General features: G+C 75.3%; 18 protein-coding genes. 9 read left to right on the top strand and 9 right to left on the bottom strand.

Going from position 1 to position 19,516, the window contains the following annotated elements; genetic code table 11:
* Positions 1 to 8 precede the first annotated feature (8 nt).
* The 3 genes from VFG42_RS25580 to VFG42_RS25590 are packed head-to-tail and all read left to right on the top strand — an operon-like array spanning position 9 to position 3,559.
* On the top strand, positions 9 to 1,622 hold the full coding sequence (locus VFG42_RS25580; RefSeq protein WP_324911676.1) for a PKD domain-containing protein: 1,614 nt from the start codon (positions 9 to 11) through the stop codon (positions 1,620 to 1,622).
* Entirely contained in the window at positions 1,619 to 2,221 is a 603-nt protein-coding gene (locus tag VFG42_RS25585; RefSeq protein WP_324911677.1) for a hypothetical protein, read from the top strand. Before VFG42_RS25580 ends, VFG42_RS25585 begins: the two co-directional genes overlap by 4 nt.
* A gap of 3 nt (positions 2,222 to 2,224) precedes the next feature.
* The gene (locus VFG42_RS25590) at positions 2,225 to 3,559 is read left to right on the top strand and encodes a hypothetical protein (RefSeq protein ID WP_324911678.1); all 1,335 of its coding nucleotides are present in this window, start codon (positions 2,225 to 2,227) and stop codon (positions 3,557 to 3,559) included.
* 7 nt (positions 3,560 to 3,566) lie between these two features.
* Here the strand turns inward: VFG42_RS25590 and VFG42_RS25595 are convergent, their stop codons facing one another.
* The gene (locus VFG42_RS25595) at positions 3,567 to 4,757 is read right to left on the bottom strand and encodes a UPF0158 family protein (protein ID WP_324911679.1); all 1,191 of its coding nucleotides are present in this window, start codon (positions 4,755 to 4,757) and stop codon (positions 3,567 to 3,569) included.
* 124 nt (positions 4,758 to 4,881) lie between these two features.
* On the opposite strand from VFG42_RS25595, the gene VFG42_RS25600 reads away from it, so the two are divergent.
* From VFG42_RS25600 to VFG42_RS25610, 3 genes are read left to right on the top strand one after another with little or no spacing between them, the layout of a single operon-like run.
* Entirely contained in the window at positions 4,882 to 5,229 is a 348-nt protein-coding gene (locus VFG42_RS25600; RefSeq protein WP_324911680.1) for a hypothetical protein, read from the top strand.
* Positions 5,230 to 5,236: 7 nt separating this feature from the next.
* Positions 5,237 to 5,554: a response regulator gene (locus tag VFG42_RS25605; protein WP_324911681.1), complete on the top strand. Its 318-nt coding sequence runs from the start codon at positions 5,237 to 5,239 to the stop codon at positions 5,552 to 5,554.
* An 11-nt stretch (positions 5,555 to 5,565) separates the two neighbouring features.
* Entirely contained in the window at positions 5,566 to 6,222 is a 657-nt protein-coding gene (locus VFG42_RS25610) for a response regulator transcription factor (protein WP_324911682.1), read from the top strand.
* Between the two features lie 15 nt (positions 6,223 to 6,237).
* Here the strand turns inward: VFG42_RS25610 and VFG42_RS25615 are convergent, their stop codons facing one another.
* Together VFG42_RS25615 and VFG42_RS25620 are read right to left on the bottom strand one after the other, a co-directional pair.
* Positions 6,238 to 7,290, bottom strand: a complete 1,053-nt coding sequence (locus VFG42_RS25615) for a PAS domain-containing sensor histidine kinase (RefSeq protein WP_324911683.1) — start codon at positions 7,288 to 7,290, stop codon at positions 6,238 to 6,240.
* Positions 7,291 to 7,301: 11 nt separating this feature from the next.
* The gene (locus VFG42_RS25620; protein ID WP_324911684.1) at positions 7,302 to 8,210 is read right to left on the bottom strand and encodes a LysR family transcriptional regulator; all 909 of its coding nucleotides are present in this window, start codon (positions 8,208 to 8,210) and stop codon (positions 7,302 to 7,304) included.
* 79 nt (positions 8,211 to 8,289) lie between these two features.
* On the opposite strand from VFG42_RS25620, the gene VFG42_RS25625 reads away from it, so the two are divergent.
* The gene (locus tag VFG42_RS25625; RefSeq protein WP_324911685.1) at positions 8,290 to 9,492 is read left to right on the top strand and encodes an MFS transporter; all 1,203 of its coding nucleotides are present in this window, start codon (positions 8,290 to 8,292) and stop codon (positions 9,490 to 9,492) included.
* Between the two features lie 1,209 nt (positions 9,493 to 10,701).
* On the opposite strand, the gene VFG42_RS25630 is transcribed toward VFG42_RS25625, so the two are convergent.
* From VFG42_RS25630 to VFG42_RS25640, 3 genes are read right to left on the bottom strand one after another with little or no spacing between them, the layout of a single operon-like run.
* Positions 10,702 to 11,586 (bottom strand): G1 family glutamic endopeptidase, encoded by an 885-nt coding sequence (locus VFG42_RS25630; RefSeq protein ID WP_324911686.1) that lies wholly within the window; start codon positions 11,584 to 11,586, stop codon positions 10,702 to 10,704.
* A 37-nt stretch (positions 11,587 to 11,623) separates the two neighbouring features.
* Positions 11,624 to 12,274 (bottom strand): GntR family transcriptional regulator, encoded by a 651-nt coding sequence (locus VFG42_RS25635; protein WP_324911687.1) that lies wholly within the window; start codon positions 12,272 to 12,274, stop codon positions 11,624 to 11,626.
* Entirely contained in the window at positions 12,271 to 13,461 is a 1,191-nt protein-coding gene (locus VFG42_RS25640; RefSeq protein ID WP_324911688.1) for an acyl-CoA dehydrogenase family protein, read from the bottom strand. Before VFG42_RS25640 ends, VFG42_RS25635 begins: the two co-directional genes overlap by 4 nt.
* Positions 13,462 to 13,513: 52 nt before the next feature.
* On the opposite strand from VFG42_RS25640, the gene VFG42_RS25645 reads away from it, so the two are divergent.
* Complete coding sequence (locus tag VFG42_RS25645; protein WP_324911689.1) at positions 13,514 to 14,623, top strand: CoA transferase; 1,110 nt, start codon at positions 13,514 to 13,516, stop codon at positions 14,621 to 14,623.
* On the opposite strand, the gene VFG42_RS25650 is transcribed toward VFG42_RS25645, so the two are convergent.
* From VFG42_RS25650 to hutH, 3 genes are all read right to left on the bottom strand, one after another.
* The gene (locus VFG42_RS25650) at positions 14,587 to 15,027 is read right to left on the bottom strand and encodes a GFA family protein (protein WP_324911690.1); all 441 of its coding nucleotides are present in this window, start codon (positions 15,025 to 15,027) and stop codon (positions 14,587 to 14,589) included. The two genes, VFG42_RS25645 and VFG42_RS25650, sit on opposite strands and share 37 nt — an antisense overlap.
* Before the next feature lie 38 nt (positions 15,028 to 15,065).
* A complete protein-coding gene (locus tag VFG42_RS25655; protein ID WP_324911691.1) occupies positions 15,066 to 17,099 on the bottom strand; it encodes an ArnT family glycosyltransferase in 2,034 nt (677 codons plus the stop codon).
* A gap of 87 nt (positions 17,100 to 17,186) precedes the next feature.
* A complete protein-coding gene (gene hutH, locus VFG42_RS25660) occupies positions 17,187 to 18,725 on the bottom strand; it encodes a histidine ammonia-lyase (RefSeq protein ID WP_324911692.1) in 1,539 nt (512 codons plus the stop codon).
* A 178-nt stretch (positions 18,726 to 18,903) separates the two neighbouring features.
* Between hutH and VFG42_RS25665 the strand changes: the two genes are divergently transcribed.
* On the top strand, positions 18,904 to 19,515 hold the full coding sequence (locus VFG42_RS25665) for a TetR/AcrR family transcriptional regulator (RefSeq protein WP_324911693.1): 612 nt from the start codon (positions 18,904 to 18,906) through the stop codon (positions 19,513 to 19,515).
* The last annotated feature ends 1 nt before the right edge of the window (position 19,516 follow it).

A 19,516-nucleotide genomic window follows, 5' to 3' on the forward strand; every position in this document is an offset into this window, starting at 1 on the left:
GCGGGTTGATGGCCTTGGTGGCGTTGTTGGTGTTGACGTTCGGCGTGGGCACGGCGAGAGCGGCGCCGTCGGTGAGCCTCAACGCGTCCCCCTCGACCGCGCGGGTCGGCGCCGCCGTCTCGTTCACGGCGACCGCGTCGCCCGACAGCGGCGCGACGATCACCGGCCTGGCCTGGAACTTCGGCGACGGCACCACGGGCTCCGGCGCGTCGGTCTCGCACGCCTACGGCAGCGCGGGCACCAAGAGCGTGACGGTGACCGCCACCGAGAGCACCGGCGCCACCGCCTCGGCGAGCGGCACGGTGAAGGTGGTCGGCAACCCGGTCGCCGCGTTCTCCTTCTCGCCCGCCGTGCCGAACATCGGCGACGCCGTGAGCTTCGACGCCGGCGCCTCCAGCGACCCGGGCGGCGCGATCTCCTCCTACCGGTGGAGCTTCGGCGACGGCGCGACCGGCAGCGGCGCGCAGACGTCGCACGCCTACTCGACCTCGGGCGACAAGACCGTCACGCTGACGATCACCGCGGCGCTGGACGGCGCCACCGCCAGCGTCACCCACACGGTCCACGTCAACATCCCGCCGACGGCGGCGTTCGTCTACGCGGCCGTCAACGCGCCCGCGGGCCAGGACCCGTTCACGCCGGTGGTCGGCCAGCAGGTCGCGTTCAGCGCCCAGCAGTCCACGGACCCGGACGGCTCGATCGTCAGCTACGCCTGGGACCTGGGCACCGGGACGTTCGGCGCGCCCCAGAGCGTGCCGTGGCTGGTGACGACGTTCTCGACCGCCGGCACCAAGACCATCAGGTTGAAGGTCACCGACAACGACGGCGCGACCGGCGTCGCGCAGACGACGTTCCGCGTCGACGCGCCGCCGGTGCCCGGGTTCACCTACAGCCCGCCCGACCCGCGGACCGGCCAGACGATCACGTTCACCTCGACCGCCACCGACCCCGACGGCGCGGGCGACATCGCGTCGATCACCTGGGACCTCAACGGCGACGGCAACTTCGGCGACGCGAGCGGGCCGACCGCGCAGGTGGTCTTCCTGAACCCCGGCACGTACACGATCTCCCAGAAGGTGACCGACCAGAGCGGCACCTCGCGGGTCGCGAGCGAGCAGGTCACGGTCACCGGCGCGCCGGCGGCCGCGTCCAACTCGCAGACGCCGACCGTCTCGTCGCCGGGCGGGAAGCTGACCACGCCGTTCATCGTCGGCGGCAGCGGGTCGAAGGGCGGCAAGATCGCGTCGGACGCGATCGTGGTGCGCGCCCTGCGCGGCGTGCGCGTCCAGCTGACGGGCAGCGTCACCGGCACGGAGACCGACATCACCAGCATGGTCGTGTTCGGCCCGGCCGGCGCGCGGATCGTCGCGACCTGCCACGGCAGAGGGTGCCCGAGGAAGGCCGTGCGCGCGAAGCTGCCGAAGTCCGGGCACGTGCGCCTGCGGGTCCTGCAGCGCCACCTGGGCGTCGGCGCCAAGGTGGTGGTGTCGGTCTCCAAGTCCGGCTACGCGACGCACCGCACGACGCTGACGATGCGTCGCGGCCGCGCGCCGCAGCGCCTCGAGGCCTGCGTCGTCCCGGTCGCGGGCGCCAAGCCGAAGGTCGGAGCGTGCCCGTCATGACCGGCCCGCGCACCGCGCTCGCCGTGCTCGCCGGGGCGGGCGTCTGCTTCGGCGCCGCCTACGCGGGCGGCCTGGCGATCGACGGCGGCGGCGGACGCCCCGCCGCCGACTCGGCCACCGCGGCCGAGCGGGACGGGTCGGCGGCGGTCGTGCCGATCGCGCGGCCTTCCCTGTCCCCGGCCGCCGAGCTGCCGGCGCTGAAGGCGCAGACGCAGGCCACGCCGCCGGCGTCGACGCCGGGGCAGGCGCGGACGCCGTCGTCGACGCGGGCGTCGGCGTCCGGGACGCCGACCGTCCCGGTCGTGCGCACCGCCGCGGTCGCGCCCGCGCACGGGACGACGACGTCGGCGGCGCCCACGCGGACCGCCGCCCCCGCGCCGACCCAGAAGGCGCCGGCGCGGCAGACGCCGGCGTCGCAGGCACCGGCCCAGCGGACGCCGGCGCGGCAGACGCCGGCCCAGTCGGCGCCGGTGCAGTCGGCGCCGGTCCAGTCGGCGCCGACGACGCCGGTCTCGCGCCCCGCGCCGACCCCGACGCCGGCGCCCAAGGCCAACCCGTCGCCGTCCCCGACCGTCACGTTCTTCGACGACGGGGGGTGAGCCATGCTGCTCCGCGAGGACATCGGCGGCGTGACGCTCCTGCTCGGCGGCGAGCAGGCGCCGCTGCAGGGCACGCTGGCCCAGCGCCTGGACGACGGGCCGCTGCCGCCCGCCGAGGCGCTGCGGCTGCTCAGCGAGGTCGCGGGCGCGCTGGGGACGCTCGACGCCTTCGGACAGCCCCATGGACACGTCGCGCCCGACCGGATCCTGCTGACCCGCACGCGACCGCAGCGCGCGCTGCTGCGCGCCGACGGCAAGGATCCGGAGCCGGGGGTCGCGGCCACGCGCCGCGACCTGCTGCTGATCGCCGACTACCTGGCACCGGAGGTCGCGGCGGGCGGCCCGCGCACGACCGCGACCGACGTGTACGCCTTGGCCTGCGTCCTGGTCGAGGCGCTCACCGGCGCGCCGCCGTTCGCCTACGACCGCCCGGCGCTGGTGCTCGCCGCCCACCGCCACGCGCCGCCGCCGCCCGTGGCCGCCGCGACCGGGCTGCCGATCGCCCTGGACCGCGTCCTGCGGACCGCGCTGTCCAAGGATCCCGAGCAGCGCCAGCGCAGCACCGCCAACCTGATGCGCGGCGCGCAGCGCGCGCTGGGATCGCAGCGCCACCCCATCCTCTTGGCCCAGCCCTCGCCGCGCGCTGCCGCGGCGACGCCTCCGTCCGCGGCCGCCTCACCGCGGACGGAGCGCACCACCGGGCGGCGCCGGACCGAGCCCTCCCGCCGGCCGGCGCCGTCCGCGTCCTCCACACGGCGCGAGCCCGCGCGCGGCTCGCGCCGCCGCCTGGCCCGCCGCGCACGGGACGGCTCCACGCCGCGCCGCCTGCGCCTGCGGCGGCTGTCGGCGACCGGCGTCGGCGCCGCCGTGCTGCTGGCGGTGTCGGCGACCGCGGGCTTCGCCACCGCGCTGCGCCGCACGCCGGATCCCGCCCGGCCGACCGCGGGCGGGGCGGCGCTCGCGCTCGCCCGTCCCGACGCCGGCCGCCGGACCGAGGCGGTCGACGCCATCGCCCGCGCGATGGGCCCGCTCGGGGCCGCACGCGCCGCCGCCCGCCAGGAGCTGGTCACCGCCGAGGCCCCGTCCGCGCAGGCGTCCGCCGCCGACCGGCTGGCGGCCGACTACCAGGAGGCGCTGCAGGCGCTGCCCGGGCCCGCCGTGCTCGCGGCCGCCCCCGGCGCGGTCCAGCTGCCCGCCGCGCTGACCGCCGTCGAGCGCGGCTACGACCAGCTCGCGCAGGCCGCCCAGCAAGGCGATGTCCAGGCCTACTCGACCGCCGTCCGGACGATCCGCGCGCGTGAGGCGCGGCTGGACGGGACGCTGGCGCGCCTGACCTGACGCCCGCTCAGCCGGCGGGCGCGGGCGTCGGCGCGGGCGTGTCGGCGCCCGCGGCGATCCACGCCGTGCACGCGGTGATGATCGCGTCGGCGGCCGCCACCGCCTCGGTGGCCTCGGCGACCGGCGGCTCGCCGAGCGCCTGGACGGCGGTCGCGCGGTCCTCGTAGAGCCGACGCAGGGCGCGCGCGTGCTCGGGCGCCAGCTCCTCCCCGACGACCAGCCGATGGTTGAACGCGGCGACGATCCCCGCGGGCGTCGCGGGCGCGCCGTCCAGCGCGACGAGCGCCGCCTCGGCCGCCGCCAGCGCGGCCTCCGTCGCGCAGCCGACCGCCGGGCCCGCCAGGCCGTGGTCCGCCAACAGGTGCGCCGCCGCGGACTCGGTGCGAGCGCGGTCCAGCCACGCGCCCGGGCGCGGCGGCGCGCCCTCCTCGGGCAGCGGCCCCTCGACGGGCCGCGCGCCGTCGTCGCGCGTCTCGCGCACGGCGCTCAGCTCCCGCGCCAGGATCGGCAGCGCGATGACGACCGCGTCGTTGCGCACCGAGTGGCGCCACAGCGTGCGCTCCATCCGCCGCCGCTCGGCCCAGCGGTCGGCGAACGAGTCCAAGACCACCAACAGCTCGACGGCGGCCTCGGGGTGCGCCTCGCCACGTGCCCAGGAGCCCGTGAGCAGCACGGCGCGCAGGCGCCGCTTGTAGACGCGGCGCAGGTCCATCGCCACGCGTCGGGCCAGGCCCTCGGCGTCGAGCAGGCCCGGCAGGTCGCCGGGCTCGGGGTCGCTGCGCGTGGCCAGCTCGGCCCGCGCGGTCACGTCGTCGATCAGCCGCCGCTCGGCCAGCCACTCGATCGCGCGTCGCTCGCCGCGCGCGTCGTGGAAGGCGAACCAGGCGCGCCGCAGCTCGGGGAAGGCCGAGAGCGCGTCCTTGAAGCGCCGGAACGCGCCGCGGCCGACGATCGCGCGCTCCAGCAGGTCCCGCGCGCGGACGTCGCGCACGCAGGCGACGAAGTCCTCCATGTCGCCGTAGCCGACCGCGACCGGCAGCGGGTCGATCGTCAGCGCGCCGTCGCGGTCCTCGGGCAGGGACCCGAAGCGCGGCTCGATCACGCCGCTCGCCGGATCCAGCAGCCACACGTGGTCGGGCGAGTGGTCCTCCAGGGCCAGCGCGAGGTCCGCCAGATCGACATGGGCGATCTCCAACACGACGCACCGATCGTAGGCCGATCGCCATGTCCGGACAACCCGACAGGCGAGGTGGGGCGCACGGGTCTCGGTTCGGCCGCGCCCCGGACCGGAGACGCGGCGCGGGCGCGCCACAATCGATGGCGTGCCCCGCTTCCTGTTCTCCCTCCGCTACGTCGTCCCGGCGGCCGTCTGCCTGGCCGGGGTCATCATCCTGCTCGTCGCCGGTGGCGGCGGCTACGGCCCCGACGCGCTCGCCGGCCTGTTCGGCGCGGGCGGCGCGATCTACCTGATGAACAAGTTCATGCGGATGGGGATCGAGGGCGACGCCGACCGCGACGTGGAGGAGGCCCGCCGGATGTTCCTGGACCGCTACGGCATGTGGCCCGACGAGGTCCCGGCCGGGTGGGTCCCGCCGGACGGCCAGCCCGACGCGCAGACCGCGATGCGCGCGCTGGTCGAGGTGCGCCGGCGCCAGACCACGGCGGCCTGAGCCCCCGATGGCCCGCGTCCTGATCGCCGACGACAGCGCGACGTTCCGCGCGCTGGCCGCGCGGCTGCTGCGCCACGTCGGCCACCAGGTCGTCGGCGAGGCGGCCGACGGCCCGACGACCCTGCTGCTCGCCGAGCGCCTGGCGCCCGACGCCGTCCTGCTCGACGTCCACCTCGGCGACGACGACGGCCACGCGGTCGCCCGCGCGCTGCGCGGCCCCCGGGCGATCATGGTCTCCAGCGACCCGGACGCCGGCGCGATCGCCAAGGAGGAGCTGGCCGCGCGCGTCCTGGCCGACGGGTTGTTCCGCGACCCGGTCGTCTAACGTCCGCCTCCGTGGCGCCGCTGCGGATCGTCATCGCCGAGGACCAGGTCCTGCTGCGCGCCGGCCTGGCGCGGCTGCTGACCGACGCCGGGATGGAAGTTGTAGGAGAGTCCGGCGACGCGCCCGACCTGCTGCGCAAGGTCGCCGCCCACGCGCCCGACGTCGCGGTCGTCGACGTCCAGATGCCGCCCGACCGCACCGACGACGGGCTGCGCGCGGCGATCGCGATCCGGCGCGACCACCCGGAGGTCGGCGTGCTCGTGCTGTCGCAGTTCTCCGACGAGCGCTATGCCCTGGACCTGATCGGCGACGACGCGACCGGCGTCGGGTACCTGCTGAAGGACCGGGTGGCGGACCTCGACGCGTTCGCCGACGCCGTGCGGCGCGTGGCCGCGGGCGGCAGCGCGCTCGATCCCGAGATCGTGGGGTTGATGGTCGGGCGCCGGCGCAAGGACGATCCGCTGGAGGCGCTGACCCCGCGCGAGCGCGACGTCCTGGCGCTGATGGCCGAGGGCAAGTCCAACCAAGGCATAGCGGATGCCTTGTCCGTGACGCTCGCCGCGGTCGAGAAGCACGTCACGCGGATCTTCTCCAAGCTCCAGCTCGGCCACGAGCCGGGCGAGCACCGGCGCGTGCTGGCCGTGCTCGCGTTGTTGAAGGCCTCGTAGCGCGCCCGGCGCGCGTCAGATCGGCAGGACCGCGCGCAGGCGCGTGCCGCCGCCGGTCGGCGAGTCGACCGTGAGCGTGCCGTCCAGCGCGGCGACGCGGTCGGCCAGGCCGGCGAGGCCCGAGCCGCCCGCGTCGCCTCCGACGCGGGCGCCGCCGCGGCCGTCGTCGCCGACCTCGACGACCAACAGGTCGTCCTCGGTCGCGATCCGCACGCGCGCCTCGGTCGCGCCCGCGTGCTTGGCGACGTTGGCCAGCGCCTCGGCGGCGACGAAGTAGGCGGTGGCCTCGACCAGCTCGTCGAAGCGCGTGTCCGGGACGTCGAGGGCGACCGGCAGCGGCGCGCGGGCGGTCAGCGACTCCAGCGCGCCGCGCAGGCCGCGGTGGGTCAGCACCGACGGGTGCAGCCCGGCGGCCAGCTCGCGCAGGTCGGCGATCGCGGCCTGGGTCTCGGCCAGCGCGCCGTCCAGCAGTTCGCGGGTCTCGGCGTCGTCGGCGGGGACGGCACGCGCGGCGAGCTGCACGCCCAGGGCGACGTTGACCAGCCGCTGCTGGGCGCCGTCGTGCAGGTCCCGGCCGAGGCGGCGGCGCTCGTCCAGCGTGGCCTCGACGATCCGCGCGCGCGAGGCGTGGACCGCGCGCTCGCGGACGAGCGCGTCCTGCGCGGCACGGCGCTCGGTGATGTCCTGGAAGACGACGACGGCGCCGCGACGGCCGTCGGCGGTCGGCACCGGCGCCGACGAGTAGGCGACCGGGACGAACGTCCCGTCGGCGCGGATGAACCAGTCCTCCTCGACGCGGACGACCTCGCCGGTGATGCGCGGGCGCAGCAGCGGGCAGGCGTCCTCGGGGAACGGCGTGCCGTCGGGATGGCTGTGGTGGATCGTCGCGTGCGACGACCGGCCGAGCAGCTGCGCCTCGTCGTCGTAGCCGAGCATCGCGAGCCCGGCGCGGTTGACGAACTGCACGCGGCCCTCGGGGTCGACGGCGTAGATCGCGTCGGCGATCGACTCCACGAACGCGGCGAGGACCGCGGCCGCGCCGGACCCGAGGCGCTCGGTGACGTCCATGCGGTGGGAGCCTACGGGGCCTGCGCGGCGGCCAGCCGGTGGCCGTGCTCGACGACGAACGCGCGGAACGCGGCGACGACCGGCGTCGCCGGGCGGTCCGGATCCCACACCAGGCCCAGCGGGCGCTCGCAGCCGGGGTCGCGGACGCGCAGGTGCGGCGTCGCGGTGGTGACGGCCTCGGCGGCGACGCGCTGCGTGGTGACCAGGCCGACGCCGAGGCCGGCGGCGATCAGCCCGCGCAGCGTCGCGATCTCGTCGCCCTCGAAGGCGATGCGGGGCTCGAAGCCGGCGGCGTGGCAGAGGTCGTCGGCCAGGCGGCGCAGCGCGTTGCCGGGGCGCATCGCGATGAACGGATCGTCGGCGATCTCGTGGAGCTTGACCGACTTGCGGGCGGCGAGCCGGTGGTCCGGCGGGACCGCGAGCAGGACGGGCTCGGTGATGAGGTGGTGCCAGCCGAGCGCGCGCCCGGCGGGACGCGGGCCCATGACGATGAGGTCGGCCGCGCCGTCGTCGAAGGCGTCGATGAGCCCGACGGTCCCGCGCTGGGTGAGGCGGAAGCGGACGCCGGGGTGCTCCTCGCGGTAGGCGCCGACGAGCGCGGGGACCAGCCACGAGCCGAGCGTGTGCGAGAACCACAGGCGGATCTCGCCGTGCTCGGCGTCGGCGACGTCGGCCAGCGCGGCGGCGCCCGCGTCGAGCTGCTCCAGCGCGTGGCGGGCGTAGGGCAGGTAGCGGCGGCCGTGGTGGTTGAGGCGCAGGACGCGTCCGCGCCGGTCGAAGAGCGCGACGCCGAGCTGCTGCTCGAGGCGGTGGATCGCGCGCGACAGCGCGGGCTGGCTGATGTGCAGCTCGCGGGCGACCGAGGTCATGTGCTCACGCTCGGCCAGCGCGGCGAACCAGCGCAGCTCGTCGGTGTTCATGGCTCATGATGATGACGCATCGGTCACCACGAAAAGATGCATTGGACGTATCAGGGTGGTCGGCCGATCCTGAGAGGAGATGGGGTATCGCTCAGGAGACGCCGGGTTCAAACGCCTCGCCGCCGCGCTGTTCGCGGCGGGCCTGGGCACGTTCGCGTTGTTGTACGCCACGCAGGCGCTGCTGCCGGTGCTCGCGCGCGACTTCGACGTCTCCCCCGCGATGAGCGCGCTGACGCTGGCGGTGACCACCGGCGCGGTCGGGATCGGGCTGCTGCCGGCGGCGTGGCTGAGCGACGCGGTCGGCCGCACGAAGGTGATGGGGTGGTCGCTGGCGTTGTCCTCCTCCTTGGGGTTGTTGGGGGCCTTGGCGCCGTCGTTCGGCGTGCTGCTGGTCCTGCGCGCGCTGGAGGGCCTGGCGCTGGCCGGGCTCCCGGCCGTGGCGATGGCGTACCTGACCGAGGAGGTCCACCCGGAGGCGCTGGGCGGCGCGGTCGGCCTGTACATCGGCGGCAACGCGATCGGCGGGATGTCCGGGCGCCTGATCGCCGGCGGCCTGGCCGACGTCGGCGGCTGGCGCGTGGCCGTCGGCGGCGTCGGCCTGATGGGCGTCGCGTGCGCGGTCACGTTGTTGTGGCTGTTGCCCGCTTCCCGGAACTTCACGCCGCGGCCGCTGCGCGGGCGCGCCGCGCTGGCGCGACTGCGCGCGCCGCTGGCCGATCCCGGGCTGCTGCGGCTGAACGCGATGGGCGCGTTGTTGATGGGGACGTTCGTCGCCGTCTACAACGGCCTCGGCTTCCGCCTGGCGGCCGAGCCCTTCCACCTCTCCCCGGCCCTGCTGTCACTCGTGTTCCTGGTCTACCCGGTCGGCAGCGCCTCCTCGGCGTCCGCCGGCCGGCTCGCCGACCGCATCGGGCGCCGAACCGTGCTGCCGCTCGGCGTGCTGATGACCCTCGGCGGCCTCGTCCTGACCGCGACCGCCTCGCTGCCGCTGATCGTCCTGGGCATCGCCACCCTGACCGCCGGGTTCTTCGCGGGGCACTCCGTGGCCTCGTCCTGGGTCGGCCGCCGCGCCGCGGGCGCCGCCGGCCAGGCCAGCGCGCTCTACCTGTTGGCCTACTACGCCGGCTCCTCGATCGCCGGGCCGCTGGCGGGCACCGCGTGGACGTTGGACCACTGGAACGGCGTGCTGCTGATGGGCGGGCTGCTGCTCGGCGCGGCGTTGTTGGTGTCCCTACGGCTGCGGCGCACGCCGCCGCTGAGGGTCGGGGTGGGCGTGGCCTAGGCGTTGGCGTTGGCGTTGGCGTCTGCGGCGTCCGGCGCGGTTTGTGGTTGGTGGTGCGGGGCGTTGGTGGGTTTTGCATTGAGAGCGGCGAGCAGGGGTTGGTGGTGCCGGCGTTCGTTCGTCTGCCGTTGTTGTGTGGGGCGGGTGCCTGCGCCGCTGCGGGGCCTGGTGCAGGGACTCGCATCCAGACCTGAACCCGGGCCAGGGTGGCGCACCCTCCACCCCGCATCGATGGCAGCCTGGGGGCGCCCGGCGCCCCCGGAGTGCCATCGATCCGCCGCAGCGGGCGCCCTTGGGCGACCAGCGGCGCCTTCGTGTTCCTCGGCGACATCAAGACGCCGTCGGTGGGATCGAAGGCGAGGCCGCCCCCCCCCGGAGATCGATGGCAGTTTGGGGGCGCCCGGCGACCCCAAAGTGCCATCGATCCGCCGAGGCCAGCGCCCCTGGGCGACCAACGGCGTCTTCGTGCTCCTCGACGGCACGAAGACGCCGTCGGTGGGATCGAAGGCGAGGCCGCCCCCCCCCCCCGGAGATCGATGGCAGATTGGGGGCGCCTGGCGCCCCCGGAGTGCCATTGATCTGCTGAGGTCGGCGTCCCTGGGCGACTAACGGCGTCTTCGTGTTCCTGGGCAACACGAAGACGCCGTCGGTGGGATCGAGGGCGAGACCGGCGCTCCCCCGGAGACCGATTGCAGCTTGGGGTTGCCCGGCGCCCCCGGAGTGCCATCGATCCGCCGAGGCCGGCGCCCCCGGGCGACCAACGGCGTCTTCGTGTTCCTGGGCGACATGAAGGCGCCGTCGGTCGGTCCATGGCGGGGCTCGATGGCCGCCGGGTGCCTGCGGCGACCCCGAGGCACCGCTGGTCGGCGGCTCGCAGGGAACCCGCGCATGTCGCGGGTTAGACGCGACGCGTGACGCTTCGGGCCCGAACGGCGCCCCGAGAGCTGCCAGACACGCCCGAACCCTCGTGGCTCACGGAGATCGCCCTAGCCGGGTCTGATGTCTGGGTGCGAGTCCCTACGCCAGACCACGAAGCGGCGCAGGCACCCGCCCCACACAACAACGGCAGACCAACCCACGCCGGCACCACCAACCCCTGCTCGCCGCTCTCAATGCAAAACCCACCAGCGCCCCGCGCCACAGACCACAGCCCGCACCGGACGCCACAAACGCCAGCCAGCGCCAACGCCAAACCGCCCCACCCCCACCTCACGCCGGCGCGGCCGGGCTCACCGCCTGGGTCTCCCCGAAGGCCACCGAGAAGGCCCCGCCGGTCACGTCGAGCGCGCCCGGCGTCGCGCCGCCCGCGGTCGCGTTGGGCGGCGGTCCGCCGTGGCCGTTCAAGAAGCCGGGACCGCCGCGTGCCTGGGCGCGGAGGACGATCGCCACGGTCGTCCACGTCGGGTCGGCGACCGTGCCGGTGTGCCCGGCCGACGTCGTCGCGCGCGCCGCGCTGAAGCCGGTCGTGCCGAAGTTCGCCAGCGCCGTCTGGCGGCAGTTCGCGTCGCCGATGGTGTCGCCGCTGCAGATCGACGGCGCCTCGACGATCCACTCCGCCGAGGTCTGGTCGACCGTGTCGGCGCGCACGACCCGCGTCTGGCTCGTCCCGCGCGCGAGGTCCGCCAGCTTCATCGTCACCAGCGTGCCGCGGACCTGGACGCTCGCGCGCACCGTGTCACCGGGCGTGACCGTGAGCCGCGACGTCGTCGCCGAGTCGGGCACGACCTCGAACCAGGCCGAGTAGACCTCGCGGCCGCCGCGCGTGCAGTCGGACTCGGTGCCGAGCTGCTCCAGCGCCCGGGCGGTCGGCGAGTAGCCGCCGATCCCGACCCAGTTGGCCGAGGAGCGGCTGACGCCGTCGGAGCAGTCGACCCGCGGCACGGTCCAGGTGCCGCTGACCGTGCGGAACCTGACGCCCGTGCGCCGGACCGCGTAGCCGGCCCAGTTGGCGCTGGTGGTCTGGACGGTCGCCGCCGCGGCCTGCGCGGGGGCGACGAGGGCGGTGCCGGCGGCGCCGCTCGCCGTCAAGGTCAGGGCGGAGACCAGGAGCGCGACGCCGCGACGCGGCGCCAGGGGGCGGGTGCGTTGCATCATCACCCATGGAACACCTCAGGCGCCCGGAAGTCAGCATCTATAAGGGTTCTCTCAGGATCCCGCGCAGCACGTCCAGCGCCCGCTCGCGGTGCGCGTGCAGCTCGACCACGAGCGCGTCGGCGTCGCGCGCGGTCGCCGCGGCGAGGATCGCGTCGTGCGCATCCAGCGACGCGCGGCGTTCCTCCGGAGAGTTGTAGTACATCGCCCGGTAGGCCTCGGTCGAGTCCCACAGCAGCCGGATGACCCGCAGCGTGTGCGGCTGGTCGGGCGCTTCCAGCAGCCCGAAGTGGAAGCGGCGGTTGGCGGCCAACTCGGCCGCGACGTCGCCGCCGGCCGCCGCGTCGACGCACTCGCGCGCGGCGTCGCGCACGCGCTCCAGCGCCTCGTCGTCCAACGCCGGCAGCGCGTGGCGCGCGGCGCGCTCCTCGAGCACCGCGCGCAGAGCGTAGATCTCGGTCAGGTCGGTGACGTTCAGCTCGGTGACGAAGTACCCGCGCCGCGGCAGGTAGGTCAGCTGACCCTCCTGCTCCAGAACGCGCAGGGCCTCGCGGATCGGCGCCACGCTGAGGCCGAGGTCGGCCGCCAGGTCCTCCTGGTTGACGCGCGCGCCCGGCCGCAGCGCGCCGCCGACGATCAGCCCACGGAGGGCGTCGACGGCGTGCTGCTGCGCGGTCGCGACCGGGCTCACCGGAAGGCCTGGATCCCCGTCAGCGCGCCGCCGACGACGAGCGCGTGGACGTCGGCGGTGCCCTCGTAGGTCACGACCGACTCCAGGTTGTTCATGTGGCGGATGACCGGGTACTCGAGCGTGACGCCGTTGGCGCCGAGGACCTGCCGGGCCGTGCGGGCGACGCGCAGCGCGGCGTCGACGTTGGCCAGCTTGCCCATCGAGACGTGCTCGTTGCGCAGCAGGTTGTCGTCCTTCATCCGGCCGAGGTGCAGGGCCAGCAGCGTGCCCTGGTTGACGTCCACGGCCATCGAGGCGAGCTTGGACTGCTGGATCTGCGTGGCGGCGATCGGGCGGCCGAAGGCCTCGCGCGAGAGCGCGTAGTCCAGCGCGGCCTCCAAGCACGCGCGCGCCGCGCCGATCGCGCCGAAGACGATGCCGAAGCGCGCCTCGTTGAGGCACGAGAGCGGGCCGCGCAGCGACGAGACCTCGGGCAGGCGCGCCGAGTCCGGGACGCGGACGTCGTCGAGCAGCAGCTCGCTGGTCACCGACGCGCGCAGCGACAGCTTCTTGTGGATGTCCTGCGTCGTGAAGCCCGGCGTGCCCCGCTCCACCAGGAAGCCCTTGACGCCCTCGTCGGTCATCGCCCACACGACGGCGACGTCGGACTGCGAGCCGTTGGTGATCCACATCTTCTGGCCGTGCAGGATCCAGTCGTCGCCGTCGCGGCGCGCGGTGGTACGCATCGCGCCCGGGTCCGAGCCGGCGTCGGGCTCGGTCAGGCCGAAGCAGCCGATCGCCTCGCCGGCGGCCATCCGCGGCAGCCACTGCTGCTTCTGCTCCTCGCTGCCCCAGCGCCAGATCGCGAACATCGCCAGCGAGCCCTGGACCGAGACCAGCGAGCGGATGCCGGAGTCGCCGGCCTCCAGCTCCAGGCAGGCCAGGCCGTAGGCGGTCGCCGACGCGCCCGCGCAGCCGTAGCCCTCCAGGTGCATGCCCAGGACGCCGAGCTTGCCCAGGCGCGGCGCCAGCTCGCGGACCGGCACCTCGCCCTCCTCGAACCAGTCGCCGACGTGCGGGACGATCTCCTTGGTGACGAACGCGCGCACGCTGTCGCGCATGTCGCGCTCCTCGTCGGAGAGGAGGTGGTCGACGTTGAGGAAGTCGTTGGGCTTGATCGCGGGCGGCGCGGCGGCGGTGCTGCTCATGGCGGCGGAGGCTCCTGACAGATGAATCTTCGAAGATCTAAGATCTTCGCACATGTCGGACGCACTGGACGGCCTCGTCATCCTCGACTTCTCCCGCGTGCTCGCGGGACCGCTGGCCACGATGGTCCTCGCCGACCTCGGCGCCGAGGTCATCAAGGTCGAGCGGCCGGGCGTCGGCGACGACACCCGCGCCTGGGGCCCGCCCTACGACGAGCGCGGCGAGGCCACGTACTTCCAGTCGGTCAACCGCAACAAGTCGAGCGTGGCGATCGACCTGGCTACCGCCGACGGCGCGGCGCACGCCCGTGCGCTGGCCGCGCGCGCCGACGTCGTCGTCGAGAACTTCCGCCCCGGCGTGATGGACAAGGTCGGCCTCGGGTGGGACGCGCTCCGGGCCGAGCGTCCCGAGTTGGTGTACTGCTCGATCACCGGCTTCGGCGGGTCCGGCGCGGGCGCGGCGATGCCGGGCTACGACCTGCTCGTGCAGGCGCTCGGCGGGCTGATGTCGATCACCGGCGAGCGCGACGGCGAGCCGCAGAAGGTCGGCGTCGCGCTGGTCGACGTCATCACCGGCCTGTTCGCGGCGGTCGGGATCCTCGCGGCAGTGCGCCACCGCGAGCGCACCGGCGAGGGCCAGCGCGTGGAGGTCGACCTGTTGTCGTCGTTGCTCGCCGCGCTGGTCAACCAGGGCAGCGCCTACACCTTGGCCGGCGCGGTCGGCGGGCGGATGGGCAACGCGCATCCGTCGATCGCGCCGTACGAGCTGTACCCGACCGGCGACGGCGACCTCGTCCTGGCGGTCGGCAACGACAAGCAGTTCGCGGCGCTGCGCGGGGTGGTCGGGCTGGCGGAGGACCCGCGCTTCGCGACCAACGCGTCGCGCGTGGAGCACCGCGACGCGCTGCGCGACGCGCTGATCGCGGCGCTCGCGACCCGTCCGGCCGCCGAGTGGGTCGACGCGCTGACCGCCGTGCGCGTGCCCGCCGGCGTCGTCAACGACGTCGCGGGCGCCTTCGCGCTGGCCGAGCGCCTGGGCCTGGCGCCGATCGTCGAGGTGCCGCGCGAGGACGGGTCCAGCGCCCGCCTGACGCGCAACCCCATCACCTTGAGCGCGACGCCGCCGCGCTACCGCACCGCGCCGCCGCCCTTGGCCGCCTCGTAGCGCGGCAGGCCGTCGTCGGGGACCGGCAGCCAGGACGGCGCGTCGGCGGCGTAGTTGTGGAACTGCGGGGCGATGCCCGGGTCGTCGTCCAGCGTGCCGAGCCGGATCGAGACCTCCGGTCCGTCGGGCCACGAGCCGCCGAAGAGGCTGGATCCGCAGGCCGCGCAGAAGACCTTCACCATGCCTTGGTCGGGCCGGTAGACCCGGATCAGGTTGGCGCCGGAGAGCAGGCGGAAGGCCTCGCGCGGGACGCGGCCCTGCGGCGAGGCGGCGGCACCGGAGTGCTTGCGACAGCGCGAGCAGTGGCAGAAGTTCGCGCGCAGGAACGGCGCGGTGACCTCGTAGCGGACGCCGCCGCAGAGGCAGCGGCCGCGCACGGGCGCGGCGGGAGACGGTCCGGTCATACCCGGATTCTCCCGCCGCGCCGCGCTCCGCGCGACCGCTAGGCCGACAGCTCGTACAGCGTGCCGCCGGTCGACGACACCCCGCTGACCGCCGTGCCGTGCTGCTCCACCCAGGCGCTGATCGCCGCGGACGAGCCGCCGCCCGGCCCGCCGCCGCTGCCGGAGAGCAGGATGTACTTCAACTCGCCGCTCCTGACCATCGCCGCCAGCCCGCTGACGGTCGGCGCGTCGTCGGAGCCCGAGAAGCCGCCGATCGTCACCACCGCCTTGCCGGTCTGCAGGATGATCGGCGCGGACTGCTGCGAGCCGGTCACGGCGACGAGGTACTTCGCCGAGCCCTGGTGGGCTTCGAGGTAGCTGATGAGCGAGCCGCTGACGGAGCCGCCGCCCATGGCGCCCATGCCGCCGCCGGAGGGCCGCGTGCCGGAGGGACGCGTGCCGCCCGACGCGCCGTTCGGGGCGGAGCCGCCGGGCATCGCGCCGCCGCCGGGGGCCGAGCCGCTCGGCGGGCCGCCGGCGCCGCCGGTGCCGCCGCGCATCGCGCCGCTGCCACCGCCACCGAAGCCGCCCATCCCGCCCTGGCCGACCGACGACGGCCCGGCCAGCACGTTGTTGCCGTTGAGCGAGTGCCCGACGTTGGCGATCGCGTAGGACGCCGGCGCGGCGCCGAGCGCGAAGGCGCCCACGACCGCCGCCAGGGCGGCGAGGCGCCGGCCGCCGGCGCGGACCGCGACGAGCAGCGCGATCGCCACCGCCGCGGCGACCGGGATCGCCACGCGCAGCCACGGCGCGAAGTCCGGCGTGCGGTCCAGCAGGTCGACCGCCAGCCACGCGGTCCCGGCGATCGTCGCGCCGAGCACCGCCACGCCCGCCCACGCCCGCGTCGCCCACCGTCCCATCAGCACGACGCCGATGCCGCTCAGCGCCGCGATCGCGGGCGCCAGCGCGCTCGTGTAGTACGGGTGGAACGTGCCCTTGGCCGTGCTGAAGATCAGGACGTGCACGATCGCCCAGAGGCCGAAGAGCACCAGCGACGCGCGCCGGACGTCGGTGCGCGGGCCGCGGCGCGTCAGCCACAGGCCCGCCACGAGCGACACCGCCGCCAGCGGCAGCAGCCACGCGATCTGCGCGCCGACCTGCTCGTTGAACAGCCGCCCGATCCCGGGCAGGCCGCCGAAGCTCGCGCCCCCGCCGCCGCCCATGCCGTTCTCGTTGCCGGTCAGCCGGCCGAGGCCGTTGTAGCCGAGGATCAGGTTCCAGACCGAGCCGTCGGTCGAGCCGCCGATGTAGGGCTTGCTTCCCGGCCACAGCGTCACCGCGACCGGCCACGCGGCGCTGACGACGACCATCGTCACGCCGGCGACCGCCAGCTGCCACAGGCGCCGGCCCAGCGCGGGCTTGCCCGCCAGCAGGTAGGCGGCGGCGAGCGCGGGCACGACCATCCAGCCCTGGAGCATCTTGGTCATGAACGCCAGGCCGACCATCGCCCCGGCCCAGGCCAGGTGCTTGGTCTTGCCCGACTCGATGGCCTTCTGCGTGAAGAACGCCGAGGCCACCAACAACAGGATCAGCAGCGCGTCGGGGTTGTTGACGCGGGCGATCGCGACGGTGATCGGCGTGGTCGCCAGCACGAGCGCCGCGGCGATCCCGGCGGCCGGGCCGAACGCGCGCTTGACCGTCGCATACAACAACCCGACCGCGGCGACCGTGCACAGCGCGTCGGGCAGGAGCATCGAGGCGCTGCCGAACCCGAAGATGCGCGCCGACAGGCCCATCAGCCAGATCGACAGCGGCGGCTTGTCCACCGTGATGAAGCTGCCGGGATCCAAGGACCCGAAGAACCAGGCCTTCCAGTCCTCGCTCGCGGACTTCACCGCCGCGGCGTAGTAGGTGTTGGAGTTGCCGCTGATCGCGATGTCCCAGCAGCACAGGACGGCGGCGAGCAGCAGGACGCCGATCAGGGCGGGTCGCGCCCAGGCGGGCTCGCCGGCGCGGGGGCGCAGCAGCGCCGCCGGGCGGAGGGCCCGGCGGCGTTGGGACGACGCGGGAGGTCGTGCGGTCGTGGTGGCCATGACCTCAGCATCGGCGGGCCTTCGGGGAGCGCCGTGGGAGGCTGCTGGGAACCTCCTGTGGCGCACGGCCCCAGGGGGGCCGACGGGCTAGCGAAGCTCGCCCACGGCGTCCTGGACCGCCGCGACGATCGTCCCGTCGCGGACGATCCGCTCGGCCGTGCGCAGGTCCGGCGAGAGGTAGCGGTCGTCGCCCGGGCCCGCGACGCCGGCGGCGCGCAGCGCGTCGCGCGCGGCGGCCGTGCCCGCGCCGGGCTCCAGCGGCGCGCGCAGGTCGATGCCGTGCGCGGCGCAGGTCAGCTCGACGCCCAGGATCCGCGTCAGGTTGTCGATCGCGGTGCGCAGCTTGCGCGCCGCGCCCCAGCCCATCGAGACGTGGTCCTCCTGCATCGCGCTGGTCGGCAGCGAGTCGACCGACGCGGGCGCGGCCAGGCGGCGGTTCTCGGCGACCATCGCGGCCTGCGTGTACTGAGCGATCATGAACCCGGAGTTGACGCCCGGGTCGGCCGTGAGGAACGCCGGCAGCCCGTGCGAGCGGGTCGGGTCCAGCAGCCGGTCGGTCCGGCGCTCGGCGATCGCGCCGACCTCGGCGGCGGCGATCGCCAGGAAGTCGCAGGCGAAGCCGACCGGCGCGCCGTGGAAGTTGCCGCACGACTCGACGCGGCCGTCGGGCAACACCATGGGGTTGTCGATGGCCGACAACAACTCGTTGCCCGCCACGCCCCGCGCGTGCTCGACGGTGTCGCGCGCGGCGCCCGTGACCATCGGCGCGCAGCGCAGGCTGTAGGCGTCCTGGACGCGGTCGTCGTCGTAGCGGTGGGAGGCGACGATCGGCGAGCCGGCGAGGATCGTCCGCAGGTTGGCGGCGCTCATCGCCTGGCCGGGCTGCGGGCGCAGGCCGACGAGGTCGTCGGCGAAGACGCGGTCGGTGCCCAGCAGCGCCTCGACCGACATCGCGGTCGTGACGTCGGCGACCTTGAGCAGGTTGTCGAGGTCGGCCAGCGCGAGGACCAACATCCCCAACATGCCGTCGGTGCCGTTGATGAGCGCCAGCCCCTCCTTGGCCTGGAGCGTGAGCGGCGCGATGCCGGCGGCGTCGAGCGCCTCGCCCGCGGGGACGGTGGCGCCGGAGGCGTCGACGACCTCGCCCTCGCCGAGCAGCGCCAGCGCGCAGTGGGCCAGCGGCGCGAGGTCGCCGGAGGCGCCGAGCGAGCCGTGCTCGCGGACGACCGGCGTGATCTGCGCGTTGAGCAGCGCGAGGATCGTCTCGGCGACGACCGGCCGCGGGCCGCTGCGGCCCATCGACAGCGTGCGAGCGCGCAGGAGCATCATCGCGCGGACGACCTCGCGCTCGACCGGCGCGCCGAGCCCGGCGGCGTGCGAGCGGACCAGCGCGCGCTGCAGCTCCTCGCGGCGGTCGGCGGGGATGACGACGTTGGCCAGCGACCCGAAGCCGGTCGAGACGCCGTAGGACGGCTCCGGCGCGTCCAGCAGCCCAGCCACGACCGCGGCGCTCGCGGCCATCGCGCTCCGCGCCTCCTCGGCCAGCTCCACGCGCGCGCCCGCGCGCGCGACGGCGACGACGTCGTCAGGGCGCACGCCCGTCCCGGTCAGCTCCACGGTGCTCATCGCCGCAGAGCGTAGGCCGCGGACGCGGGCGAACGCGAGGGCGTCTCGGATCTCAGACGCAGCGGCCCCACGGCGATGCGGGTCACTGCGGACGTCGCATGGACGTTCGCAGTGACCCGCGTTCGCGTGCCGACGCGCGCTTCGGTACATCCGTACCGGTTTTGGTACATTCGTACCGATGCCGTCCGCCGCCACCACGCGCGCCCGCAACGACGCCCGCCCGCCCCGGGGCGAGGCGCGCCGTGCCGCGATCACGGAGGCGGCGCTGACGGTCATCGCGCGGGTCGGGCCCGACAACCTCACCCACCGCGCCGTCGCCGCCGAGGCGGGGCTGCCGCTGGCGGCCACCACGTACTGGTTCTCCAACAAGGAGGACATGGTCCGCGCCGCGCTCGAGCACGCCGCCGAGCGCGACATCGCCTACTGGGAGCGGCTGCGCGACGCGTCGCGCGGCTGGACCGCCGACACGCTCGCCGACGAGCTGACGACCGTGATCGAGGACTCCTGCACGACCCGCCGCGAGTGCGCGGTCGTCGACTGCGCGCTGTGGCTGGAGGCCGTCCGCCGCCCCGAGCTGCGCGACGTCGCGCAGCGCTGGCTGGACGCCTACGCCGAGATCATGGCCTCGATCCTCGACCACGTCGGCGCGCCGTCCACGCCCGACGACGCCGACCTGCTCGGCAGCGTCGTCGACGGGCTCATCGGCCACCAGCTCGGCGCCACCGGCCCGTTCGACCGCGCGCTGGTGACCTCCCGACTGCGGCGGCTCGTCACCGCTCTGGCGGCGTGAT

The organism is Baekduia sp. (assembly GCF_035685985.1).
In the GTDB taxonomy this organism is placed as follows: Bacteria; Actinomycetota; Thermoleophilia; order Solirubrobacterales; family Solirubrobacteraceae; genus Baekduia.

What these genes read in the sequence shown, in the direction of transcription:
- VFG42_RS25580 (WP_324911676.1), top strand. Translation starts at nt 9, where the DNA reads ATGGCCTTGGTGGCGTTGTTGGTGTTGACGTTCGGCGTGGGCACGGCG.
- VFG42_RS25585 (WP_324911677.1), top strand. Translation starts at nt 1,619, where the DNA reads ATGACCGGCCCGCGCACCGCGCTCGCCGTGCTCGCCGGGGCGGGCGTC.
- VFG42_RS25590 (WP_324911678.1), top strand. Translation starts at nt 2,225, where the DNA reads ATGCTGCTCCGCGAGGACATCGGCGGCGTGACGCTCCTGCTCGGCGGC.
- VFG42_RS25605 (WP_324911681.1), top strand. Translation starts at nt 5,237, where the DNA reads ATGGCCCGCGTCCTGATCGCCGACGACAGCGCGACGTTCCGCGCGCTG.
- VFG42_RS25615 (WP_324911683.1), bottom strand. Translation starts at nt 7,290, where the DNA reads ATGGACGTCACCGAGCGCCTCGGGTCCGGCGCGGCCGCGGTCCTCGCC.
- VFG42_RS25620 (WP_324911684.1), bottom strand. Translation starts at nt 8,210, where the DNA reads ATGAACACCGACGAGCTGCGCTGGTTCGCCGCGCTGGCCGAGCGTGAG.
- VFG42_RS25625 (WP_324911685.1), top strand. Translation starts at nt 8,290, where the DNA reads ATGGGGTATCGCTCAGGAGACGCCGGGTTCAAACGCCTCGCCGCCGCG.
- VFG42_RS25630 (WP_324911686.1), bottom strand. Translation starts at nt 11,586, where the DNA reads ATGATGCAACGCACCCGCCCCCTGGCGCCGCGTCGCGGCGTCGCGCTC.
- VFG42_RS25640 (WP_324911688.1), bottom strand. Translation starts at nt 13,461, where the DNA reads ATGAGCAGCACCGCCGCCGCGCCGCCCGCGATCAAGCCCAACGACTTC.
- VFG42_RS25645 (WP_324911689.1), top strand. Translation starts at nt 13,514, where the DNA reads ATGTCGGACGCACTGGACGGCCTCGTCATCCTCGACTTCTCCCGCGTG.
- VFG42_RS25650 (WP_324911690.1), bottom strand. Translation starts at nt 15,027, where the DNA reads ATGACCGGACCGTCTCCCGCCGCGCCCGTGCGCGGCCGCTGCCTCTGC.
- VFG42_RS25655 (WP_324911691.1), bottom strand. Translation starts at nt 17,099, where the DNA reads ATGGCCACCACGACCGCACGACCTCCCGCGTCGTCCCAACGCCGCCGG.
- hutH (WP_324911692.1), bottom strand. Translation starts at nt 18,725, where the DNA reads ATGAGCACCGTGGAGCTGACCGGGACGGGCGTGCGCCCTGACGACGTC.
- VFG42_RS25665 (WP_324911693.1), top strand. Translation starts at nt 18,904, where the DNA reads ATGCCGTCCGCCGCCACCACGCGCGCCCGCAACGACGCCCGCCCGCCC.